Source organism: Anabaena sp. AL09 (assembly GCF_001672255.1).
Lineage (GTDB): Bacteria > Cyanobacteriota > Cyanobacteriia > Cyanobacteriales > Nostocaceae > Dolichospermum > Dolichospermum lemmermannii.
On record NZ_LJOQ01000038.1, the window covers coordinates 109,729 to 133,661 of the forward strand.

Consider the following 23,933-nt stretch of genomic DNA (forward strand, 5'->3'; position numbering starts at 1 on the left):
TAATATTTTTTAGTTAACTAGGATACTGAATATGAACACCCAAGCCAAGAATTTACAGACTTTATACGCTCAAACTCGCTTGCTGCTTGCATTGTGGGATTTGGGAGCAAATGAACAGGAAGTGAAAAAAGGTTTGCTGACGAAGCGGATAGTGGCTAAGGGTCAGAAAATGGCGGACTATAAATTTAAGGTTGAACAATGAATACAAATAATCTTTGGCCTCCTCATGAACGCTTTCCATATAATGCTGACAAATTATCTGTCAAGAGCGTTATCTGGAACGAACTCTGTAAGTCAAGAGAGCCATTAATCATTACTGGTTACGCTTCACTAGATATGATTATTGACTTTCTGGATGAACGTTACCATAGTTTACAGAAAGATAGAGGTTCTGGTGATTACATCCGCATTTTGTTGGGTAATGAACCTTATCCCACCGAAAAAAGAGAATTTCGTTCCTCAGACAATTTTTCTGAGGAGATAACAGATTATTGGCTAGAAAGAAATATTTCCATTCTTAAGTGTGCCAAAGTTATAGCTGCTATTGAACTACTTAAAAATCGAACAGTTTATGCCAGAATTGCGAACAAAAAGCCTATACACGCCAAGATTTATAATGCAGATGAATCTATTACTATTGGTTCTAGTAATTTCAGTAATTCTGGATTGATTTATCAAGTAGAAGGTAACGTTAGATTTACGAGAAAGAAAGAAAGCACAAGATTTAATGAAGCTTGTGATTTAGCACAAAGTATTTGGGATTTAGGCAGAGACTACAACGATGAGTTAATACAACTACTTGAACAACTTTTAAGTAATGTTTATTGGGAAGAAGCTTTAGCTAGAGCTTGTGCAGCATTACTAGAGGGTGAATGGGCAAAGAAATATAAAATTACTAACTATCTTGGTGATCAACTTCAACTTTGGCCTTCTCAAGAAAAAGGAATTGCTCAAGCACTTTGGGTAATGGAAAATGTTGGCAGTGTACTTATAGCTGATGCGACAGGTTCAGGAAAAACTCACATGGGTTCACACCTGATAAAATGTGTAATGAACCAAATTTGGAAAATTGGGAGAATACGTCAAGATATACCAGTTCTTATTTGTCCTCCATCTGTGAAAAATTCTTGGGAAAATGAGTTTACTGAGTGTGGTTATAGTGTCAAAACAGTATCACATGGTAAATTAAGTAATTCCAAATCTGAGGAAGATAATGATATTCGTTCCATCTATCGCGCTCAGGTATTAGCAGTTGATGAAGCACATAACTTTTTAGGTAAAGATTCTAAAAGAACTCAGGCAATTTTTCGGAACATTGCTGATTATATATTACTATTTACCGCTACACCTATTAACAAAGGCTCACAGGATTTGTTGGCTATTATTGAGATATTAGGTGCTGATAATTTTGATAATGATTTATTGGAACAGCTTAAACCAATATGGAAACAACGCAGTAATTTGAATGAAAGAATGTCTCCACAAATAAGAAAAATGTTGCGAGAGGCTATACAACAATTTACTGTTAGACGTACAAAGGCAACTCTCAATCGTATGATTGATGAAGAACCTGAAAGATACAAAGACAAGTTTGGAAAACAATGTCGTTATCCTAAACATGAAGCAAAAACTTATATTTGCGGAGAAACTGAAAGTGATCGCGCCATAGCACAGCAGATTCGTGACATGACTGAAAGATTGCTTGGATTAACATATCTCCAGCAAATTCCACAACTACCGGATTATTTAAGTAAACAAGGATGGACTGAAGAGAAGTATCTTGATGTGCAATTAAAAAGAGCTAAATTACAAGCGTCATATCAGATTATGGCTGCTTTGCGTTCTTCAAAAATTGCGCTTATAGAACATATATATGGAACTAATTATGCACAAGATTTATATGAAATTCAAGACCAAATAAAATCTGAAGAAACAGGTAACTTTATCCTCAGATTACAAAACATAGCTGGTGAAGTGCCAAAAAATAACTTGCAGATAGAACTACCAGATTGGCTAAGTGATTCAAAAAGTTACAAAAAAGCGTGTGATGCAGAAAGAGAGATATACATATATATTGCCAAATTGTGTAAAGATATTTCTGATTCACGGGAAGAAATGAAGACACGCCAACTTCTTAAACTCCTTAAATACCATCAATTATTGATAGCTTTTGACAGCCGATTAATTACTCTCTATGATATCAAGCGTCGTCTTGAAGAATCTGGACACAGTAACATTATTATTGCTACTGGAGCAAAAGAAAAAGAAAAAGAACGTATAAATAAAATGTTTAAATTAGGTTCAGAAGCATCAGGCATAATTGCTTTATGTTCAGATGCAATGTCTGAAGGTGTTAATCTCCAACAAGCTTCTACTGTTGTTCAACTCACTATGCCTAGTGTTATTCGGTTAGCAGAGCAAAGAGTAGGTCGAGTTGATCGGATGGATAGTCCCCATTCTAGGATTGAGGTATGGTGGCCAAAAGATAGCAATGAGTTCGCATTACGTTCTTCTGAAAGTAAGTTTTATGCTCGTCATATTTTGGTTAAAGATTTATTAGGTGCAAATTTACCATTACCAGAAGATTTATCATCAGAAATAGATATAGACTCGTCAGATGATGTAGTGACATCAAACGAAGATTTAATTAAGCTAGAAGAAGAAATACAGTCCAATAAAATTTGGGAACTGGGTGATGTCTTTGACCCAGTGCGATCATTAATCGAGGGGAAGCAAGCACTAATTTCTAAAGAAGTTTATGATCAAGTACGTAGTAGTAAAATTAGAAAAGTTTCATGTTTGAGTTTTGTTGAGCAAATAAATGAACCGTGGGCTTTCTTTGCTATTGCTGGAACAGAATGGGGCGCACCCCGTTGGGTATATCTTGATGATCTAGAAAACCCAATTACTGATATGGAAAAAATTAGTCAAAAACTCCGAAGAAATTTGTTTAGTAGCGTTGATTTATCGCATATAACGAAACAAGATATTCAACAACTAGATAGATTTTTGAGAAAACTTATCAAATGTGAAGAAATGCTTCTGTCAAAGAAAAAGCAGCGAGCATTAGAAGAAATGAGACTTGTGATTAAACGATACCAGGAAACAGCAACTCAGGAAGAAGACAATCAGCGGAGAATGTTGTGTAGCAATATTTTGGAGATGTCTAATGAAGTTAAATTAGGTGAAGAGCGTGCAGATTTAAGCCTTTTAGCTGACAAATGGATTGATCTAATTCGTCCTCATTGGTTTGAGCGTTTAAAAGAGAGAAAACGTACTGAACCTTTGCGGATTCAGGATATACGGAATGATTTAATGGAAAAGCCTATTTCTACAGAAAACCTCAGAGAAATATATAAAGTTCCCAATATGAAACCACTTGATGAACGGATAGTTGCTGCAATAATTGGAGTTCAGAAGTAATATAGTTACCAATTAATTCAACTTCAAAAAATAGTTGTTTACCATCACCAAAATAACCCTCTATCATATTCTCCCAACTGCTCCAATTTCATTCAACCGAAACATACAATGTACAGCATGAGGGTGTTTCTCTCGTGCTTGCTGACTAGCAACTTCCTTATTTTCATCAATGAAATGATCACCACTATCAGGTTCTACGGCAATATACCAATTATAATGTTCTTTGATCAACTCAGGACGTACACGCTCAAAAATTGCCCAACAACGTTGATAAAATTGTTCATCTTCTGCTTTACGTCTAGCTAACTCTTCCGGTGATAAAGTCAGTTCCGGAAAAATTCTTCCTCTTCTCGCTGGTTGTTTTGGTGTTAGTTGAGTCATGTTTTTAAACCCCATTTCTACTATTATAATAATATCAAAAAAATCATCCCCAACTCAAAACACCAACAGAAAAACCATCCTTATGAACCTTTCATTAGAAATCCTGATAGAATCTGCAAAAGCTGGAAAACTAATTAGTTTCCCCACAGATACCGTCCCCGCATTAGCCACCATACCAGTACAAGCAGAATTAATTTATGCTGCGAAACAACGCAGTTTTGATAAACCTTTAATTTTAATGGCTGCTAAAGCTGAGGATTTATGGGATTATGTTCAAGGTAGCCAAAGAGAATATCAAATCTGGCAAAAAATTGTAAATCAACATTGGCCAGGTGCATTAACTTTAGTTTTACCAGCTAGTGACAAAATTCCCACTGTCATGAATCCTGTTGAACCAACTACCATTGGGATTAGAGTCCCAAATCATCCAGTTGCTCAAACTATTTTGGCGCAAACTGGGCCAATGGCGACAACTAGCGCTAATTTATCAGGACAACCAGCTTTAGAAACCAAAGCAGCCATAGAAGCTCAATTTCTAGAGGTTTTAACATTAGAATCAACAGAATACCAAGGTTTGGGAATACCTTCCACCGTTGCTAAATGGACAGGGAACAATTGGCAGATTTTACGACAAGGTAGTATTAAATTGGATAATTATGAATTTTAGTAACTGGCTATATTTAGGAGCAGGAATAGGATTAGGAATAGGTATTTGTAGATTATTCCTTCAGCCTACCAAATCTGCATCCATTCCCATTCAAAATGCTCCACAACAGCAAGAAAACCAACTTGTACAAGAATTGAAACAAACTCAATTAGCCTATTATCAGTCCAAAGAAATGAGTCAGTTTCAAGCAGGTTTTTTAGCCCGAATTAGCCATGAATTGCGATCGCCATTAGGGAGTATAATTGGCTTACATCAATTGATTTTGACAGATTTATGTGACAATCCCGAAGAAGAACGGGAATTTGTCGGACAAGCTCACGAAAAATCTCTCAAGTTATTAAAACTAATTGATGAAATTCTGAATGTTTCTAAAATCGAATCTGGTAGAAATAAATTAGATATTGAAACTTTGCAATTATCTAAATTTTTACAAGAAATTTATAACTTAACTTATCTATTAGCCGTCAATCGTAATTATCCTTTTACTTTATCACCACCAGATCCAGAAATTTACATTTTAGCAGATTCCCGTTGGCTCAAACAAGTATTAATAAACTTGATAGATACAACAATTGCTCAAATGGAAGCAGGGAATATTTATCTTTCTAGTCATCTACAACCTACAGATAATTATGTAAATATCTGCTTAGATGTACCCACTGAAACTGTAGTTACAAGTGAATCTATAGATTTGATGATAGCTGAAAATCAGACAACTCAGAAAAATATAGTTCTGTCACCAGCAATGAAACTTTCACTTCATCAAAGTTTAGTAGAATTGATGGGAGGAAAGTTAGAAATTTTGCCTTTCCCCACCAATCAGGAAGAAAAATCACAGTTAACAAGATGGCAAATATCTATGCCTCTAACGACTCCTGAAGTTGAATCTCTCCAGGAACAAAATCAAAATTAGATTGATTGTATAGCACCATTGTTGTTGTGTTATTTGCTTGAAAACCAATCTTCTCATAAAATTCCTGCTGGTGAGTTGTCATCAAATACACACGCTCTACTTTTTGCATTCGCGGATGACTTAAAACAGTTTCTACCAACTTGCTACCTAGTCCATTACCTTGATATTCTGGATGAATCACAACATCCCAAATTGTAGCGCGATAGATACCATCAGAAGTCGCTCTTGCAAAGCCAATTAATAATTCCTTCTCCCAGACAGAAATCACAGGTTCACTATTAGCAATAGCTATACCCCAATCCTTAATACTTCGTCCTTTTGCCCAAAAAGCGGACACATTAAACAGTTCTTGGAGTTGGTAAAGATCAATATCCGCATGACTGTGGCTAAATTGAATCTGAGAATATTTCATCTATAAACACCCACTTATCCTAAGATATTTGTTTCTGTTATGGCATATTTTCCTAGAAATTACTAAACCTGTATATGTATATGCAACAGTTCAATTAAAAATTAAGAATTAAAAATTAAAAAACTCTTTTTTAATCACTCTTCCCTGTTCATTGACAAACCCACTTCCATAGAGGGTGAGAAGATCCTTGTTGACGAATACGATAAACTTGCTTTTTTAATTTTTCCTGTTCTGCCAATGGTAATCCCCACAGAATATTGCGACTTTGCCAGACTAAAACAGAAGTTGTCACACTTATGCAAAAACTTAAACCCAGGGCAGATAGAGGATGAAAAATTAGTGCATACCGTAATCCTACCCAGGTAAAATATTGTTGTAACAAGGAAATCTCTACCCGTAAATCCCACAGGCAAACAGGGGCTATTATTAGCCACAAACAGCCGGCAAATAACCATCTGCCGTATACTGTAAGCTGATGTAGCTTTTGGATTTGTTGAGTAAAAGCAGAATCTAATCCCAATTCTTCTACCTCAATTTGTGGTTCTTCGGGTTTATCCATAGGAAGAGTATAGCTTGCGCCTACAAAAAACTCTAAAATCTCGTTCCCAGTCTCCGACTGGGAATGTTTATTATTGCGGCTCTGCCGCTAGTGACAAGGAGGCTCCAGCCTCAAATTAGGCATTCCCAGCCAGAGGCTAGGAACGAGGTATTTTCCATGACTGAATTTAACTTTCTGGAGAAGTGACAGGGGGTTCAACTTGGTAATTTTGACTGCGTTCTCGCCACCAGATTAAGAGTGTACTCGCAATGAAAATACTAGAATAAGCCCCCATTATAAAGCCGACAATTAAAGCTAGAGAGAAATAATGGAGCGTTTCTCCACCAAATAGGAAAATAGCAGTTAATGTCAGTAAGGTGGTTAAAGTCGTGTTGATTGACCGAGATAAAGTTTGGTTAACAGCATCATCAACAACCTCAGCAATTGGTTGTTCAGGATGAAGTTTAATAGTTTCCCGAATGCGGTCATAAATTACCACAGTATCATTGACTGAAAACCCTGTGATGGTTAACAAAGCAACAATGAAAAGACTATCTACCTCAACACCGAAAACTAAGCCTAAAATTGAGAAAACTCCAGTTGTAATCAAAATATCGTGAAACAACGCCACAATGGCAAATACGGCATAGTCCCACTGAAACCGGAAAGCCATGTAAATAGTAATCCCGACAAAGGAAACTATCAAAGCTAAAACCCCAGAAGTAAATAACTCCTTTCCTAAAGTTGCACCGACGGAGTCATCTTGATTTTTTTGCGGGTCGAAAACGCCGATTTTTTCAGTTAAGGCAGTTTGCAACTTTGTCCGCTGTTCTGTTTCCAGGTTTTTTGTGCGAATAGTAATGCCATTTTCTTGGCCATTTTCCGATATTAATTGAATACTACTATCTCCAAGTCCCTGAGATTTAGCAACTTCTCGCACAACGTTAATATCTATTGGCTGGTCACAGTTACCAGGTTTGCCACAGTCCCGGACAAATTGCAACCTTGTTCCCCCAATAAAGTCCAAACTGGGACGCAGAGGCGCTTTAATGCTGGGATTTAAGGAAGATATCACCATGGAAATGATACCGGCCAGAATAATAACAGCGGAAATAGTCCACCAAGTAACCCTGGCTTTGTTAATATCTAATCTCATCGTGCCACTCCTGTCTTATTTGTTACTGGCACATTAGGAGCATAAAGGTTTGGATTCCGCAAAGAGGGAATGGAAATAACTAAAAACATCAAAGTGCGACTACAAGTAATTGCGGTGAACATACTCACCCCTACGCCTAAAGCTAAGGTCAGAGCAAAGCCTTTGACTAACCCTGAACCCAACCAAAATAATGCAGCACAAGCAATCCAGGTAGTAACGTTACTATCCAAAATGCTAGAAAAGGCGCGGTAAAAACCGGATTCTACAGAACGATACAAAGATTTACCTGCTTGTAGTTCTTCCCTGGTGCGTTCAAAAATCAAGACGTTAGCATCAACAGCCATACCAATACTGAGAATAAAACCCGCAATTCCCGGTAAGGTGAGGGTGACACTCAGTAAACAAAAGGTAGCCCAAGTCAGTATGGAGTAAATTATTAGTGAAACATTGGCTATCATTCCCGGTAGGCGATAGTACCACACCATAAATATTAATACTAAAATCAGACCACCAATACCAGCGTAGATACTTCTTTGAATACTATCTTTTCCTAAAGTAGCTCCTACCGTTCTTCTTTCCGCAATTTCCACAGGAACAGGTAATGCACCACCGCGTAATTGTACGCCTAAATCATTGGCTTCTTGGGCTTGAAAACGACCTGTAATTACCGCAGAACCGCCAGTAATCCCAGTAGCAGCAAATTCTACACCTACACTAGGTGAACTGATCAGTTCATTATCAAGGAAAATACCGATACCACGACCAGTGCCAGCGAGGTCTTTTGTGAGTCCAGCAAAGAGTTCACCACCCTTTTGATCAAAACGGATAGCCACATCCCAGTTATTGCCTTGAGTGGGCTGACCGTAGGCATCCTGGAGATATTTACCTGTTAGGGGTGGATTGGTACTTTCAAACAATTCAGAGATGGCTTGATTGGTTTTGTCAAACTCTTGCTTATTTTGATCAATTGCTGCTTGATCTTTACTCTTTTTCAAGTCTTCGCGCTTGGTTTTCAGGTCATTTTTTGTTACCTGAAGAGCAAAAAGTTGAGTTTCTGTATTCGGTTTTTGGACACGGAACTCTAACTGCGCTGTACCGCCTAATACCCGTTCTGCTTGTTCTGGATCATTGACACCAGGTAGTTGTACGGAAATCTTATCTGTACCGATAGTTTGAATTAATGGCTCAGAAACACCAAGACCATTAATCCGCCCTTCCACTACTTTTTTTACAGCTTCCAATTCTCTTTCGGTGATTTGGGGAATTTCCGCCGTTGGTTTCACCTGAATGGTAAGCTGTGACCCACCTCGTAAGTCTAGTCCCAAGGGGACAGGAATTGTCACAATCACCGTAATAGCGGCGATGACCAAAACTATAATTAACGCTAATAGCGATCGCTGTTTTTGCATACCATCACTCACAACTGACAAAGGTTATAATAACGTTCTTTTTGTCAGTTGTGAGGATAAATTTGGTCAGTAGTCAGTAGTCAGTGGTCATTGGTCATTGGTCATTGGTCATTGGTCATTGGTCATTGGTCATTGGTCAGTGGTCATTGGTCATTGGTCATTGGTCAGTAGTCAGTGGTCATTGGTCATTGGTCACTCGTCACTGGTTCACAGCAACGAACAACTGTACGGGCGAAGCATTTGGAGAACTATTTTTTGCAATGATCGATAATTTATCTTCCAAATGCTTCGCCCCTACTAACAACTGACAACGAACAACTGACAACGAACAATTTCCTAAACTCGCAAAGCCACCATTTTCTGGACTGCTTCGACGATTTGCTCTGGTTGGATAATAGTTAGACGCTCAAGATTACCATTGTAAGGTGTGGGGATATCTTGAGAAGAAAGCCGCAACACAGGTGCATCTAATTCATCAAATAAGCGGTCATTAATAGAAGCAACTAATTCTGCACCAATACCCCCAGTTCTCATGCACTCTTCCACAACAATCACCCGGTGAGTCTTGCGAATTGATGCACCAATAGTTTCAAAATCAAGAGGTTTCAAGGAAATTAAGTCAATAACTTCTGGATCATAACCTTGTTTTTCCAAAACTTTCACAGCTTGCAGCACATGATACCGCATCCGCGAATAAGTGAGAATTGTCACATCCTTACCTTGACGAACAACTTCAGCTTTATCTAGCGGTAGCACATATTCTGTTTCTGGCAGGTCTTCTTTTAAGTTATAAAGTAAAACGTGTTCAAAAAATAACACAGGGTTATCATCGCGGATAGCTGCTTTCAGTAATCCTTTAGCGTTATAAGGTGTGGAACAAGCCACAATTTTTAAACCGGGAACAGCTTGGAAATAAGCTTCTAGACGTTGGGAATGTTCTGCACCAAGCTGTCTACCAACACCCCCAGGACCACGAATCACCATCGGGATTTTAAAGTTACCACCGGAAGTGTAACGTAACATCCCCGCATTATTAGAAATTTGGTTGAAGGCCAGGAGCAGAAAGCCCATATTCATGCCTTCAATAATCGGTCTTAACCCAGTCATAGCCGCCCCTACAGCTATCCCAGTAAAGCTATTTTCCGCAATGGGGGTATCTAAAACTCGCAAATCACCATATTTTTGGTGTAAGTCTTTAGTAACTTTATAAGAACCGCCGTAGTGTCCTACGTCTTCACCCAGAATGAATACGCTAGAATCGCGGGACATTTCTTCGTCAATAGCTTCCCGCAGGGCGTTGAAAAATAGTGTTTCTGCCATTTAGACCTTTATCGAAATTTATCGTTATAGAATTTTATCGTGCCATTGTCCCGAATACAGTCAAGCCTAGCACTGTTGTTGAGAACATCAGATAATTCTTTATAATCCACTTTTTGCACGTAGCGGTAGAAAATTCATGATATCTGACTTGAAGAATAATTGCACGAAAAAATCACAAAAGTTGGTTAAGGTGGAGTAAAATACAAACAACATCTTTATCTAGCTGAATATAGACACTTACCAACAAAGACTGATTGGGGAAATGCGTTATTACTTCTATCTAGTAGTCTGTTAAATTTATTTTGACGGGTTTTTGGTAGTGCAAGCATCTTACCCGCGTGAGAGAGACGCTCACACTACAGTCCATCATTTTTATCTTGACAAACTACTAGTACAGTACAGCGTAAGTAAGATAACCATTAAAAATCCCTAAAAAGCTTATACAATCTGCTTTTTTAATTTTTAATTGTTAATTTTTAATTCCGCCCTGCGGTACTAGTTCTGTTGGTAATTTTGTCTAAATCTCTAATTGTCAATTTTTAACTCCTACCCATTGAGTCACCGGAGACATTGCTTTCCAACCTAAAAACTTTCCAATCGGTTCTGCGCGTTGAATAGCAATGCGGGTAAAGTTTCCGCCCACTTTTTCATACCATTGATATAATCTTTGTTCACCTGCCAAAGTGACAACATTAACCACCATTTTACCTCCAGGAAGCAACACATTCCAACAATTTTCTAATATTTCCGGTGCTGTTACCCCACCACCAATAAAAATTGCGTTTGGTGCTGGTAAATTTGGGATAACTTCTAACGCTTTACCTGCCATAATTTGTAAATTTGGTGTTCCCAAAGCAGCCGCATTATCAGCAATATAATTTAGTCTAGTGGAATTTTGTTCAATAGCGATCGCACAACATCTTCTATCACTTCGCAGCCATTCTATAGAAATAGAGCCACAACCAGCCCCCACATCCCACAGCAATTCCCCCGGTAAAGGTGCTAAACTCGATAATGTCACCGCGCGGACTTCCCTTTTCGTCAATTGTCCATCATGATGAAAAGCACTATCTGGTAAACCGGGAAATCTGGATAAACCAACTATTCCCCTATCTGCAATACATTCCACCGCAATAGTATTTAAAAGAGCGATATTTTCTTCTTGCCAATTAGTAGCGATATCTGTTATAATGGTTTCTTCAATATTACCCATTTTTTCTAAAACGGTAATTTGACTATTACCATAACCGCGATTTATTAAAATTTCTGCCACATGACCAGGAGTATTTTTTCCCTCACTTAAAATTAATAATTTTGCACCGGGATAAATGTAAGATTGCAGTAAAGAAACCGGACGACCACATAAACTTAAAGTTTCCACTTCCGTTAATGACCATCCTAATCGAGAACAAGCCAAACTAAAAGCCGAAGGTGCGGGAATAATTGTAATTTCCGAAATATTAATATCTTTAAGAATAGTTGCACCCACACCATAACATAAAGGGTCGCCACTAGCTAAAATACAAACTGCTTGACCACGACGACTGATAATTTCAGTTATGGAAGTTGTAAAAGGTGATTTCCAGGGAATTTTTTCCCGGTTGTCGTCAGGGGGTAACATAGAAAGATGACGTTCCCCACCAAAGATAATTTGAGCTTTATTTAAGCAGGAAACAGCAACGGGACTTAACCCTACTAAACCATCTTCACCGATACCGATAATTGATAACCATTTTTGCATAATTTGTTTGTTTTGCTGGAATATCGCTTTTATTACCTTACAGTGCCTCACAAAGTTTAGTATTGATTTCATATATTCTGATCGCATCGCTATATTTGTTGGTAGCATTGAGATATGGCTTCATGCGAGCTTCTGAAAAAGCCAGTACAATATCTTTTAGGTCGTCCTCTGTTAGTTTAGGTTCAGGCATTGACAAATATTATAATTTTTGTTATGTTTGATGGTGTGAACTTCAGACCGTCCTATGTCTCGTTTGACCGAGTTACGACCCTGGCGTAAAGAAATTAATTTTATCTTCTGAGACAGCCTCCTAAATGTGACAATTTTAGGAGGTTCTGTCATTAAAATGAATTTAACTCTTCTATATAAATATCATATAAAGTAGACAATATTTTTTAAATTACTGAATATTTCGTGTATTTATCAATATTTGGAGAAATTTTGCTCCAGAAAGTTCTACAAAAATATCCTGTCAAATTCATTGTTTATGATGAAATAACGGGAGTAATAAAATTAATCCACATTCCTAAAGATATCAAGAATTTGCGAAATGTGGGTTTAAACTCTTACCTTTGCGTCTTTGCTCCTTTGCGACTACCCTTCGGGATCTCTAAGAGAGATTGCGCGAAACAAAATTGATTGACAATAGCCAAAAATACCATCTCATGGTAGACTACTATATCTGAGAGTTAGGAAACTTCGGTTCAATTCCGAGACTGTGCCGCAACTGTAAAGCAATTTGAGGTGATTGAAGTTTAATTAAAAATCTCACATTGAGTAAGTCAGAATGCTAACTCTCAAGTGTTCACTTCCATTCTGTCTCTGCGTCACACAGAGAAGGAGTTATAATTTTGCAAATTCCATTTACCGCTTGTCCGGGATTATTTTACAGCACACCAGCCCAAGACGGTCTTCTTTATCGGCTAAGAATACCAGGGGGAATCATCAATTGTCAACAATTTCAGACTATTGCAGATATTGCTGATAATCATGGTAGTGGCTATATTGATATTACTAACCGCGCTAATATTCAAATTAGAGAAATTCAACAAAGCATAAATATTGAAGTTCTGAAAAAATTCCAAGCATTAGGTTTAGCTTCTACCAATGCCAAGATAGATCATATCCGCAACATCATGACCAATCCCACAGCGGGTATTGATATAGAAGAATTAATAGATATTCGTCCCTTAGTGAAAGATTGGGAAGAATATATTACCGCACATTCTCATCTTGGTGAATTATCTGCAAAATTTAGCGTTTGCTTCGATAGTGGAGGCAAAGTTTCCGTAAGATATCAACCCAATGATATTATATTGGCAGCAGAATTAAATAACAGCAATGTATATTTGCGGTTATATCTCAGCTATGGAGAAAAAGGAGAACCAGCAAAAGACACAGGAATTGTATTCAAACCAGAAAAGGCAATCACAGTTTTAGAAGCATTAGCAGAAACTTACCTCAAACACATAGACACCAAAAACCGTCGCAAATTACGTTTACGAGAAATAATCAATAACATCACAGTTAAAGAATATCTTCACCAAGTCCAAGAAAACCTCAACCCAGATATACTGAAAATTACAAAAACTCCTCTCCGTGCCTTTGCGCCTATGCGAGAAAAAACTCATATTGGCATTCATTCCCAACGCCAAACCGGATTATATTATATTGGCATAGTCTTACCATTGGGAAGATTAGAAACGTGGCAAATTAGAGGTTTAGCAAATATTGCCAAAAGGTATGGTGATAGTAATATCAGGTTAACACCTTGGCAAAACTTACTATTAACCGATATTCCCCAAAACCAAATTAGCGAAGTTGAGCAAGAAATTACCAATTTAGGTTTAAACTCATCACCAACCGACATCAAAAGTTTTTTAGTAGCTTGTTCTGGGAAACGGGGTTGTGCTGCTGCGGCCACAGAAACTAAAGATGATGCCTTAAATTTGGTAAAATACCTGGACAGTCTGATGATTCTAGATTCTTCAGTCAATATCCACTTTAGTGGTTGTAGCAAATCTTGCGCTCAACACACACAAGCTGATATTACTTTACTTGGTATTACCACAGAAACCCCTGGCTATCAAGTTTATGTTTTGGGTCATTTACTTTATGAATATGTGACTATAGCGAAAATTCCGATTTTGATTCCAGAAATGTTGGCAGTGTATCAAAAACAACGTCTAAATTTACAAGAAACCTTTGGACAATTTATTCAGCGTCACAGCCACCAATTAAATCAATTATTTAAGTATTAATGCCAAATATCTTTCACATTTCATTTGTCTGTATGCTTTATCCAATCAAGGATACAGAATAAAAAAATAGGAAATTAATATTGCACAGGTACTTATCTAATCATCTTAATCAAATAAATCACAAAAATCACAGTCCAATTTAACCTTTACAACCTAAAAATCTCATGTTTGATTACATCCGTGATGGTAACGAAATATATCGTAATTCCTTTGCAATTATTCGGTCAGAGTCCAATCTGGAAAGATTCCCTGAAGATGTAGCGAAAGTTGCTGTTCGCATGATTCACGCCTGTGGAATGACGGATATTGTCAATGACTTAGAATATTCATCTACAGCGGTAGAAGCCGGAAAAAAAGCCCTAATTGGTGGTTCACTGATTTTGTGTGATTCTTACATGGTAGCGGAAGGTGTTACCAGAAAAAGATTACCCAAAAATAATAAAGTTCTCTGTACCCTGAATGATCCTGAAGTGCCACAATTAGCCAAAAGATTAAGAAATACCAGGTCAGCAGCGGCTTTAGAATTTTGGCGTTTCCATATAGAAGGGGCAATTGTGGTGATTGGGAATGCCCCCACAGCCCTATTTAGGCTATTGGAAATGCTGGACGAAGGTATCCCCAGACCGGCGTTAATATTGGGCTTTCCTGTTGGTTTCGTGGGTGCAGTCGAGTCAAAAGTCGCATTGGCCGCAGATAGCCGCAATGTCCCATTTATGACTTTACATGGTAGACGGGGCGGAAGTGCGATCGCTGCGGCTGCTGTTAACGCTTTAGCAAGTGAGGAAGAGTAATGACTAACTCTGGAGGTCGTCTTTATGGAATTGGTGTGGGACCTGGAGACCCTGAACTCATCACCTTAAAAGCCTTGCGTCTCCTCCGTTCTGCCCCAGTTATCGCTTATCAATCAGCTACAGACAAAGAAAGTATTGCCAGAAAAATCGTTTCTTCATACTTGGATAATAGTCAGATTGAGGTAGCATTTCATCTGCCTCGCGCCTTAGAACCAGAAAAGGCTAAATCTATCTATGACCAAGAAACTCAACCCATTGCTGACCATTTAGCAGCAGGTCGGGATGTGGTGGTTATCTGTGAAGGTGATCCGTTTTTCTACGGTTCATTTATGTACCTTTTTACTCGGTTAGCTGATAAATATAAAACGGAGGTCGTCCCCGGAGTTTCCTCACTTATGGCCTGTCCCGTGGCTTTGGGTTTACCATTCACCTATTACAATGATGTCCTGACGGTTTTACCTGCACCATTACCAGTAGAAGTTCTCACTAGTCAGCTTTTATCTACTGATGCTGCGGCGATTATGAAACTTGGTCGTCATTTTCCGAAAATTAGGAATCTTCTCCATGAATTAGGACTAGCTTCACGGGCTAGATACATTGAACGGGCTACAAGCACACAACAGCGGATATTGCCCCTTGATGAAGTTAATCCAGAAGATGTACCTTATTTTTCTATGATTGTGATTCCTACTAAAAATAAGCTGTAGTCGGAGCAAATTATGTTTCGCGCAAAGGTACAAAGAAGCAAAGGCGCAAAGGTTGAAATGTTGTTGTCAGAATTAGGGTTTATAGGGTTTAAGGTTTACAGGATTAGGATTTTCTATGAATACAAGGGTATCCCCTGGGGTTGTGGTTTTGAGTCAGAATAGCGTTATGGTGGGGCGAAAAATTACCAATGTCTTAGCAGGTGCGAAACTATATGGTTTAGTTAATCGTACTCATGATGTTGATATTAGCTTTAGCAATTTTGGCGAAACTGTGCGGGAATTATTCGCCGCTGGTACACCGATAATTGGTATTTTTGCGGCTGGTATTCTTATTAGAACAATTGCACCTTTATTGACTGACAAAGGACAAGAACCGCCAGTTTTAGCTGTAGCGGAAGATGGTAGCGCTGTAGTTCCACTTTTGGGTGGTTTAAATGGTGTTAATGATTTAGCGCGTCAAGTCGGGGAAGCACTTAATATAAAACCAGCAATTACCACCACAGGAGATATCCGCTTTCATACTGCTTTGTTGTCTCCTCCCTCTGGATATCATTTAGCTAACCCGGAACATGGGAAAAAATTTATTGCTGATTTATTAGCGGGGGGAAAAGTTAGGTTAGAGGGAACAGCACCTTGGTTGAGTGAGAGTAATTTACCTATTGATGAAAATGGTGAGTTAATTATTCAAGTTACCGAAAATTTGGGCAATCCTAGCTCTAATTGTTTAGTGTATCATCCTGCCAAGATAGCGATCGCCATCTCAACTAAAATTATTAACCCCACCACAGGACAACCCCAGGGAAAATTAGCTATTATTGGTACAGGTCCAGGTGCATCTCAATGGATGTCACCGCAAGTAAAAGAAATTCTAGAAGCAGCAACGGATTTAGTCGGTTATAAAACCTATATTAATTTAATTGGACATCTTGCCGATGGTAAGCGCGTCCATGAATCAGATAATCGAGTAGAAGCAGAAAGGGCATATCAGGCCTTAGAGTTAGCCGCAGAGGGAAAATATGTAGTAGTTGTATCTTCCGGCGACCCCGGTATTTACGCAATGGCAGCGGCTGTTTTTGAGGTTTTAGAGCAATATCATCAACCAGAATGGCAAACAATTGATATTCAAGTCGCTCCTGGTATTTCTGCTATGCAAGCCGCAGCAGCCAGGATTGGTGCGCCTTTGGGGCATGATTTTTGTGTGATTTCTCTCTCTGATATTTTAAAACCTTGGGAAATTATCGCTCAACGCATTACCGCTGCGGCTATAAGTGATTTTGTGATTGCTTTTTATAATCCTGTATCAAAAGAACGCACTTGGCAACTAGCAGCCGCGAAAAAGATTTTAATGGAACACCGCAAACCTCATACCCCAGTCGTCTTAGGACGAAATCTAGGGAGGAAGGGAGAAGAAGTTAAGGTAATTACCCTGGAAGAGTTAGAACCAGCATTAGCAGATATGCGAACTGTCATTATTATCGGTTCTTCCCACACGCGACAAATTCAGCAGGATAATCATATTTGGGTTTATACTTCCCGCAGATATAACTCTGAAGAATGATGTTTTTTATCTGAATAATAATATCCTTCTTCCTTTCTCCTTCTTTTCTCCTTTCTCCTTCCTTCTTCTTTCTTTCTCTTTTGTCCTTTCTCCTTTCTCCTTCTTTTCTCCTTTCTTTCTCCTGACTCCTGACTCCTGACTCCTGACTCCTGACTCCTCTAAGATATAATCCACTTAATTATGTCTAGTTTATATCGGAAAAAGACTTGATTTTTTTATTCTGATCATCAACAATAAAAACATCATGTTCCAGACATGATTGTAGCCAATAAAAGTGACAGAAGCCCTAATAATGTCCGCCCTCGCGGACATTTTACTTATTTAAAAAAATCGTAAATCCATACAGTAAAAGACTGTTACTCCTGATTCCCTTTTTTATTATTACTGACTTCCGCTAGAAGTATCTCAATAGTTTTTTTACATTCCTCAATTTCTCTAATTTTTGCTAATTCCCTTTTGTGGCAACTAATGTGATAAGCTACCCTTAATAACAATTCTTGTAGATTAAATGGTTTCGTAATATAGTCGTTTGCCCCTAAATTCAAGGATTTGACTTTACTTTCTGAATCATTCAAATAACTAATAAAAATAATCGGAATGTGATTTAAATTCACACTTGATTTAACTTGTTCATAAATTTCATAGCCATTTATATCGGGCATGAAAATATCTAATATAATTAGATTGATTGATTGATTTTTTAAAAACATTAAAGCATCATTACCATTCATAAATGCACTAACTCTATAGCCGTTCTTGTTTAAGAATCTGGAAATTAACTGGATAATTCCTAAGCTATCATCAACTATTAAAATATGCTCTTTTGGATATTGATTTGTATGATCATTGTTGTTGTCAGTATTATCTAATTGGAGAATATTATTGATCGTATAATAAAAATTAGCTTTAGTGATATTTCCACCGAATACTGATGATAAGGTTTTCCAAAGAGCAGATGCGATAATTCTGACATAACCATTACTTAAATACAAGGATTCCGCAATTTCCCGATGAGATAAATTATTCCAAGTCCCTTTTAATATCTCTTGTTCTTGTATAGTCAAATAACATCCCTTAGTCAAATAAACCTGCTGTTGAATTATTTCTAATATTTCTGAAAAACTATATCTATATATTATGTTCATAACAAAAACCGCAGAGAATTTTAACTTCGGTATAAGAGGATGTTTGAAAAGTGGTATTCCGTAATTTTCATCACATTGCTACCCCCCTTTCCCCTTGTAAAGGGGGGAAACAATAAAAATCGGTTAGGGTGGGGTAAAAAATATTTGATACATCAACCATAACTTTTCAAACACCCTCTAATAACTATATATATTGTGACACCTGGGGATGCCGACGGTGGATAATAACTAAATATATAACAAAATTTACACAAAAGACATAACAAATAGGATTGACTCTATTTGAATAGACCAAGTATTGTACATAATATAAAAATACATAGTTGATTCGAGTATATCCATGAAACTACGCAACTTAGGTCTGGCTTTAACCGCCGTTTGTGCTACTGTGGCTGGTGTTGTTGGCACTGCTAACAATGCTTACGCTGGTACAGCTACTGCTGATATAAACTTTTCAGGTTCAATGTCTGAGGCTTGCGCTTTTACTGCTGTTAATCCAGGTTCAGTTGTAATGAGCGGTACTAATATAACCCTCAGTAATCCTGGTGCAGCCACTGTAACTTGTAGTGGCGCTGGTACTATTACTCTTTCTGATCCTGTACAAACTTCTGGAACGTCCTTGACATTCACCACAAAAGCAGCGTATCTCAATAGTGCTACTGCTCGGGTGTTACAAAGTCCAAGTGGTGCCAACAACAATTATCCAAAGTCAAGAAGTATTTCGTCTGTAACTGAAAACTATTTAATTTACATGGATATGACAACTTCTGCTCTCATTCCTTCAGGTAGCTATAATTTCAAAACTACCTTAACTGCTACATACTAGAAAGCTGAAGACTAGAAATTAGAGCTTGAGGTTTTGAAGGGATAAATCACGACTTATCCCTTCTCTTGTTGATAACAGTGCGTAACAAAACCTAATCCTTATAAAGATTTGCGTTGGGTGATTAATTCAAAAAAGTACCAAACAAAAGAGTTTTGATGATGAAAGCGAACAATTTATATAATGCCTTAGCTGCTATTTGTGCTACTGCTGCGAGTGTGGTGGTGAATGCTAACTATGTCTACGCAGGTAGTACCACGGCTAATGTTGATTTTGCAGGCAACGTGAATGGAACCTGCACATTTAATAGTATTCAAGCAGCAACATTACTCACATCTGGTCCTAACTCCTTGGTAAGTAACTATGAAACTGGTAGTGCTGGACGAGCCACAGTATCTTGCACTGCTAGTACAGGTACTGTGACAATAACTGATCCTTTTTTAGTTAGTGGACCAGCCTTACCAAGCGGTACAGTCATTGGAGCATGGTTAGATCCCTATAATGGGGGTGCTGGTGGTACTACAGTTGCAGCTAGTCCAGCAGCTATTAGTGCAGGTTTTGTTACTGGCAATCCTACATCTACAACTGTTAATAATACATCTACTTCCTATTTTGTGAATTTCCGTGCTGACAGTCCTACTGCCTTTCCCCAGGGTACTTATAATTTTCGGACAACTTTAACTGCCACATACTAGAACATGGTGTAACTGCTTATCAAATCCTTAACTCTTGATGAATTTCTCCAATTATCAGAAATTAAACCAGTTGCAAATAAGTAGGGGTTTAGCACTGCTAAACTCCTACATCTAAGAGGGTGTTTGAAAAGTTATGGTTGATGTACCAAATATTTTTTACCCCACCCTAACCCTCCCCTTGTAAAGGGGAGGGAACTGGATTTTTATTGTTTCCCCCCTTTACAAGGGGAAAGGGGGCAAACATCCTCTAAGTTGGTTAACAGAATAAAATTCACAAAAACCTATCAACCAGAGATTTTTTTATGATTAAAAAACAACATTTTATCCAAGCATTAACATTAGGTTTATTTCCCCTATTATTACCTAATATTGCCCAAGCACAAGTAGGACTTTCTCCCTTAATTATTGAGAGTAAACTAGATAAAGGTAAAGCTGAGGGAGTAATTACTGTTAGTAATCCTGAAAAAGAAACTTTTAGAGCGCGGGTTTATCCTGAATTGTTTATTTATGATCCTGAATTGGGTTTTAAAACAATTCCCTCAGATCAATCTAGTATTGTTCCTTATTTACAATTTTCACCGCGAGAGTTAGAAGTACCGGGAAATAAAGAACGGAAGGTCAGAGTTATTATTCGGACTCCTCCCAGTTTACCTGATGGAGAATATCGCGCCGTAATTTTTACAGAAAACTTAAAACAATCAGATATTAAACAAGGACAACTTGCCACAGCAGTTGTTGCTAGAATTGGTACGGTGGTATTTATCCGTAAAGGTAATGTTAGTCCTAAATTGACTGTAGACAGTATAAAATATAATTCTCAAAAAAAGAGTTTGGAATTAATCGTCAAAAATAGTGGTACAGCTACAGGATATGGAGCGATTAATTGGAAACTGAAACAGGGTAGTCAAGAAATTACTAACGGTGTATTTCCAAAAGTGAGTACATCTGTTAATTCTCAGAGAAATATGATGTTACAATATCCAAATAAAGCAGATCAACCATCTTTAAAACCGGGTAAATATCAACTAACAGGGGAGTTAAGTTGGAAGTATCCTGAACTATCTGAGAATAAAAATACAGTTCCTTTTACTGTTGATTTTGATGTCCCTGTGGAATTGAAGTTTATAGAGCAAAAAGCTCCAAATACAGGTAAATAATCTAGAAAACAGATAATTGTAGGTTGGGTTAAGCGACAGCGCAACCCAACAAAATCGAGAACTATAAACGTTAAAATGTTGGGTTTCCTTGCGTCAACCCAACCTACATGATTGCAAATGATATTTAAGATTGTAAAAATTGCTATTATTGCCATAATATTAACTTTTATTTTTCCTGTAAATTTAGTTAATGCTGAAAATAATATTCAACCACTCAAAGAAGAAAATCAATTAGACAATATTCCTATGGGGGTTATTGCTAATGGCAGAAATGTGATATCTAGTATTTCTGTAAAGGCAAAGGAAGATGGCACAAAAGCGATCAATTATGACAATTGGTTACTGCCTTTAGAGCCTATTTTACAGGCATTAAAATTTACAAAACAGGACTTACCTGATGGTAAATGGCAACTGCGATCTTCTTATTTATTGGTGCAAGTTGATCCTCATAAATTTATTAATGATCCAGAATTAGGATTAGCAATTACTCCTAAACAAATTGAGGAATTACTAGGAATAAAATCTAAATTCAACTTAATAGAATATGCTGTAGAGTTTGAATTAAAAAATTTCGATGATAATAGTGAACAATATATAGAAACACCTGTTATATTAGATGGATTACCAGTTATTAAGTCTCCCAGATTAAACATAGCCAACATTGAACAAAAGATAAATCTCAGTGGTACTGGCAAGGGGAATTTAAACTCTCAAGGTGATTTGTCGGTAGTAGGAACAATTTATAAAAGTAGTTATTATTTAAAGATTAATCAACCAGATTTAACTGATAGTACATCATGGAAAATATCAGAAGGACAAATATTTAAACCGGAAACTTATACAGATTATATTATCGGATCACAACCAACATTTTGGCGAAATTCAGAAAATGTTACAGGAGATTATTGGGGAGTAACCACGATTTTTAGAGATGGATTTTCTCCATTTTTGGATAAATTTGGAAATGGAGGAAGTGTTAATCCACAACAAAGATTACAAGCGGCACAAATTAAATATACTATATCAGGGAGGGCAGAACCGGGAACACTGGTAAGATTAGTAATCAGTGAAAGGGGCGATCGCTTTATTGCCGAAAAATTAATAGATAATACAGGTATTTATAGATTTGAAAACATACCTTATGGGGGACAATTAGGCAACAATTATTATATTTTTAAATATCCCAAAGGACAATTAACAGCAACCCCAATTAAGGAAAGAGCTAATATTGATGTATTACCAGGAGAATTAGAAGTAGGAACATCTTCATTAATTGTTTCAGGAGGATTGCGACGATTAAGTAATAATGATTTATGGGGTAATTTTGGAGATGTTACTGGAGGAATAGCTTATAAAAAAGGAATTGCAGAAGGCTTTACTTTAGGGCTGGGGGTAATTTATGATCAACAATGGAAAGCTAGTGGAGATTTTATTTTTCAACCCAAAAAAATCCCTTTAAGAGTTATTCTATCCGCTTTGTATGGGGATAAATTAGATTTGAATAGTAATGTCAGCTTAAAATTAGGCAATATATTTGATTTTAATTATAATAGCGATCGCACTAACCAAAGATATCAAATATTATTACGTCCTTTACGGGGGGTGAATATTGACGCAAATAGTGATAACCTCAGTAGTAGAATTAAGTTAAATTGGTATATTACTCCTGAATTAGAACTATTCAATAACAATGAAAGTGTTAAACCTTCAGAATTTGGAGTTAGCTGGAGATTCAATAAGCGGAATTTTTCCACATCTATCCGATTAAGTAGAGATGTAGAAAATCAGTGGAGATATAACCTAAATCAAACCATAGGGAAACTACAATTAACTCAAAACTTAGATGATCTAGGTTGGAATAATGAAGTATTATATGATTTAACCGGTAATGATAATGGACAAACAGGACACGCAATATTATTAAAATATAATACTAGAGAAATTAATAAAAATAATGATAATTTCGCTCAATTATCATGGAGATATAGAAGTAAAAATAAAGATCGAGATGGTGCTTATAAATTAGAAGCAGAATTAGGATATGGAACAGGTAGTCAAGGAGGAGGAATTATTGCGAGTATCGGGACAACCATCATTCCCAAACTCTTATTAAGAGCGCGTTATGAGGGAGCATCTTTAACTAATGCAGATAGTAGTTTTAGAATAGAAATAACATCAAGTGTCAATACAATTAATGGCTTCAGTTCAGGAGATAGAAAAGGAGATGCTTTACGTCAAAATGGGGGAATTTTATTAAAAGGTGCTTATCCCAACATAGCACAACTTAAAAACAGTGGATTTGAACCATCAGAAATTAACAGTAAAGATTTATTTATTATCAATAATCAACCATTAAAAAGCTATCAAGTAGATCAAGCAGGAGATAGTTTATTGGTAAAATTACCCCCAGGTAAATATAGAATTGATCTTGATCCAGCCGGATATCCTACGGATTTTCAACCTAGCTTTGAAACAGCAGCTATTGAAGTGATTCCGGGAACTTATACTCCTGTAATTGCCGAATTTATCCCCAGTTATACTGTATCTGGTGTGGTTAAAGATAATCAAGGAAATCCGGTTGGTGGAGCAAAAATTGAAGCAATAACAACAGGCAAGCCTCCAGTATCTTCTATTACTAATGAAGGAGGAGTTTATTATTTAGAAAGATTGCAAAGAGGAAATTATAAATTATCAATTAGTGGAGAAAAATCCGCACCAGATCATATTATTGTAGATGAAAAATCTCCTGCTTTCAAAGAATTAAACTTAATATTAAAATAGACCTATTTTTTTACTGACAATTTTCATCCATTCAAGGTTTAAAGCAGTATTGTAG

Annotated in this window: 22 protein-coding genes; 12 read left to right on the forward strand and 10 right to left on the reverse strand. The window is 37.2% G+C overall.

Annotated elements, in window-relative coordinates; translation table 11 throughout:
• The first annotated feature begins 31 nt into the window (after window positions 1-31).
• Window positions 32-202 carry a hypothetical protein gene (locus AN490_RS06865; protein ID WP_300001306.1) on the forward strand — a complete coding sequence of 57 codons (171 nt, stop codon included), beginning with the start codon at window positions 32-34 and terminating at the stop codon, window positions 200-202.
• The gene (locus tag AN490_RS06870) at window positions 199-3,423 is read left to right on the forward strand and encodes an SNF2-related protein (protein ID WP_300001143.1); all 3,225 of its coding nucleotides are present in this window, start codon (window positions 199-201) and stop codon (window positions 3,421-3,423) included. Before AN490_RS06865 ends, AN490_RS06870 begins: the two co-directional genes overlap by 4 nt.
• Window positions 3,424-3,486: 63 nt before the next feature.
• On the opposite strand, the gene AN490_RS06875 is transcribed toward AN490_RS06870, so the two are convergent.
• Entirely contained in the window at window positions 3,487-3,804 is a 318-nt protein-coding gene (locus tag AN490_RS06875) for a hypothetical protein (protein ID WP_300001145.1), read from the reverse strand.
• A gap of 82 nt (window positions 3,805-3,886) precedes the next feature.
• Here AN490_RS06875 and AN490_RS06880 point away from each other — a divergent pair, with 82 nt between their 5' ends.
• Window positions 3,887-4,471: an L-threonylcarbamoyladenylate synthase gene (locus AN490_RS06880; protein WP_300001147.1), complete on the forward strand. Its 585-nt coding sequence runs from the start codon at window positions 3,887-3,889 to the stop codon at window positions 4,469-4,471.
• Window positions 4,461-5,384, forward strand: a complete 924-nt coding sequence (locus tag AN490_RS06885) for a HAMP domain-containing sensor histidine kinase (protein ID WP_300001149.1) — start codon at window positions 4,461-4,463, stop codon at window positions 5,382-5,384. Before AN490_RS06880 ends, AN490_RS06885 begins: the two co-directional genes overlap by 11 nt.
• Here AN490_RS06885 and AN490_RS06890 read toward each other — a convergent pair.
• The 7 genes from AN490_RS06890 to cbiE form a co-directional block, all read right to left on the reverse strand.
• The gene (locus tag AN490_RS06890) at window positions 5,329-5,796 is read right to left on the reverse strand and encodes a GNAT family N-acetyltransferase (protein WP_300001151.1); all 468 of its coding nucleotides are present in this window, start codon (window positions 5,794-5,796) and stop codon (window positions 5,329-5,331) included. The genes AN490_RS06885 and AN490_RS06890 overlap by 56 nt on opposite strands.
• 148 nt (window positions 5,797-5,944) lie before the next feature.
• Window positions 5,945-6,355: a hypothetical protein gene (locus AN490_RS06895; RefSeq protein ID WP_300001153.1), complete on the reverse strand. Its 411-nt coding sequence runs from the start codon at window positions 6,353-6,355 to the stop codon at window positions 5,945-5,947.
• Window positions 6,356-6,521: 166 nt separating this feature from the next.
• Complete coding sequence (gene secF / locus AN490_RS06900; RefSeq protein ID WP_300001155.1) at window positions 6,522-7,490, reverse strand: protein translocase subunit SecF; 969 nt, start codon at window positions 7,488-7,490, stop codon at window positions 6,522-6,524.
• Window positions 7,487-8,899, reverse strand: coding sequence for a protein translocase subunit SecD (secD, locus tag AN490_RS06905; protein ID WP_300001298.1), 1,413 nt, complete (start codon window positions 8,897-8,899; stop codon window positions 7,487-7,489). Before secD ends, secF begins: the two co-directional genes overlap by 4 nt.
• 199 nt (window positions 8,900-9,098) lie before the next feature.
• Entirely contained in the window at window positions 9,099-9,224 is a 126-nt protein-coding gene (locus AN490_RS06910; protein WP_300001157.1) for a hypothetical protein, read from the reverse strand.
• 11 nt (window positions 9,225-9,235) lie between these two features.
• Complete coding sequence (locus tag AN490_RS06915; RefSeq protein WP_148765632.1) at window positions 9,236-10,219, reverse strand: alpha-ketoacid dehydrogenase subunit beta; 984 nt, start codon at window positions 10,217-10,219, stop codon at window positions 9,236-9,238.
• 532 nt (window positions 10,220-10,751) lie between these two features.
• On the reverse strand, window positions 10,752-11,960 hold the full coding sequence (gene cbiE, locus AN490_RS06920; protein WP_300001159.1) for a precorrin-6y C5,15-methyltransferase (decarboxylating) subunit CbiE: 1,209 nt from the start codon (window positions 11,958-11,960) through the stop codon (window positions 10,752-10,754).
• A gap of 851 nt (window positions 11,961-12,811) precedes the next feature.
• Here cbiE and cobG point away from each other — a divergent pair.
• The 4 genes from cobG (at window position 12,812) to cobJ (ending at window position 17,277) form a co-directional block, all read left to right on the forward strand.
• Window positions 12,812-14,221, forward strand: coding sequence for a precorrin-3B synthase (gene cobG / locus AN490_RS06925; RefSeq protein WP_300001161.1), 1,410 nt, complete (start codon window positions 12,812-12,814; stop codon window positions 14,219-14,221).
• A gap of 164 nt (window positions 14,222-14,385) precedes the next feature.
• Window positions 14,386-15,012 carry a precorrin-8X methylmutase gene (locus AN490_RS06930; protein ID WP_015083531.1) on the forward strand — a complete coding sequence of 209 codons (627 nt, stop codon included), beginning with the start codon at window positions 14,386-14,388 and terminating at the stop codon, window positions 15,010-15,012.
• A complete protein-coding gene (locus AN490_RS06935) occupies window positions 15,012-15,719 on the forward strand; it encodes a precorrin-2 C(20)-methyltransferase (RefSeq protein ID WP_300001164.1) in 708 nt (235 codons plus the stop codon). Before AN490_RS06930 ends, AN490_RS06935 begins: the two co-directional genes overlap by 1 nt.
• 115 nt (window positions 15,720-15,834) lie before the next feature.
• Window positions 15,835-17,277: a precorrin-3B C(17)-methyltransferase gene (cobJ, locus tag AN490_RS06940; RefSeq protein WP_300001166.1), complete on the forward strand. Its 1,443-nt coding sequence runs from the start codon at window positions 15,835-15,837 to the stop codon at window positions 17,275-17,277.
• Window positions 17,278-17,283: 6 nt separating this feature from the next.
• Here cobJ and AN490_RS06945 read toward each other — a convergent pair whose 3' ends face one another.
• On the reverse strand, window positions 17,284-17,451 hold the full coding sequence (locus tag AN490_RS06945; protein WP_300001168.1) for a hypothetical protein: 168 nt from the start codon (window positions 17,449-17,451) through the stop codon (window positions 17,284-17,286).
• Window positions 17,452-17,633: 182 nt separating this feature from the next.
• Window positions 17,634-18,422, reverse strand: a complete 789-nt coding sequence (locus AN490_RS06950) for a response regulator (RefSeq protein ID WP_300001170.1) — start codon at window positions 18,420-18,422, stop codon at window positions 17,634-17,636.
• Between the two features lie 340 nt (window positions 18,423-18,762).
• Between AN490_RS06950 and AN490_RS06955 the strand changes: the two genes are divergently transcribed.
• The 4 genes from AN490_RS06955 to AN490_RS06970 all read left to right on the forward strand — a co-directional run bounded on the left by AN490_RS06955 (window position 18,763) and on the right by AN490_RS06970 (window position 23,878).
• Window positions 18,763-19,248 (forward strand): hypothetical protein, encoded by a 486-nt coding sequence (locus tag AN490_RS06955; RefSeq protein ID WP_300001172.1) that lies wholly within the window; start codon window positions 18,763-18,765, stop codon window positions 19,246-19,248.
• Between the two features lie 155 nt (window positions 19,249-19,403).
• Window positions 19,404-19,940, forward strand: a complete 537-nt coding sequence (locus AN490_RS06960) for a hypothetical protein (protein ID WP_300001174.1) — start codon at window positions 19,404-19,406, stop codon at window positions 19,938-19,940.
• 302 nt (window positions 19,941-20,242) lie between these two features.
• The gene (locus tag AN490_RS06965) at window positions 20,243-21,097 is read left to right on the forward strand and encodes a P pilus assembly protein, chaperone PapD (protein ID WP_300001176.1); all 855 of its coding nucleotides are present in this window, start codon (window positions 20,243-20,245) and stop codon (window positions 21,095-21,097) included.
• A gap of 117 nt (window positions 21,098-21,214) precedes the next feature.
• Window positions 21,215-23,878: a carboxypeptidase-like regulatory domain-containing protein gene (locus tag AN490_RS06970; protein WP_300001178.1), complete on the forward strand. Its 2,664-nt coding sequence runs from the start codon at window positions 21,215-21,217 to the stop codon at window positions 23,876-23,878.
• Window positions 23,879-23,933 lie beyond the last annotated feature (55 nt).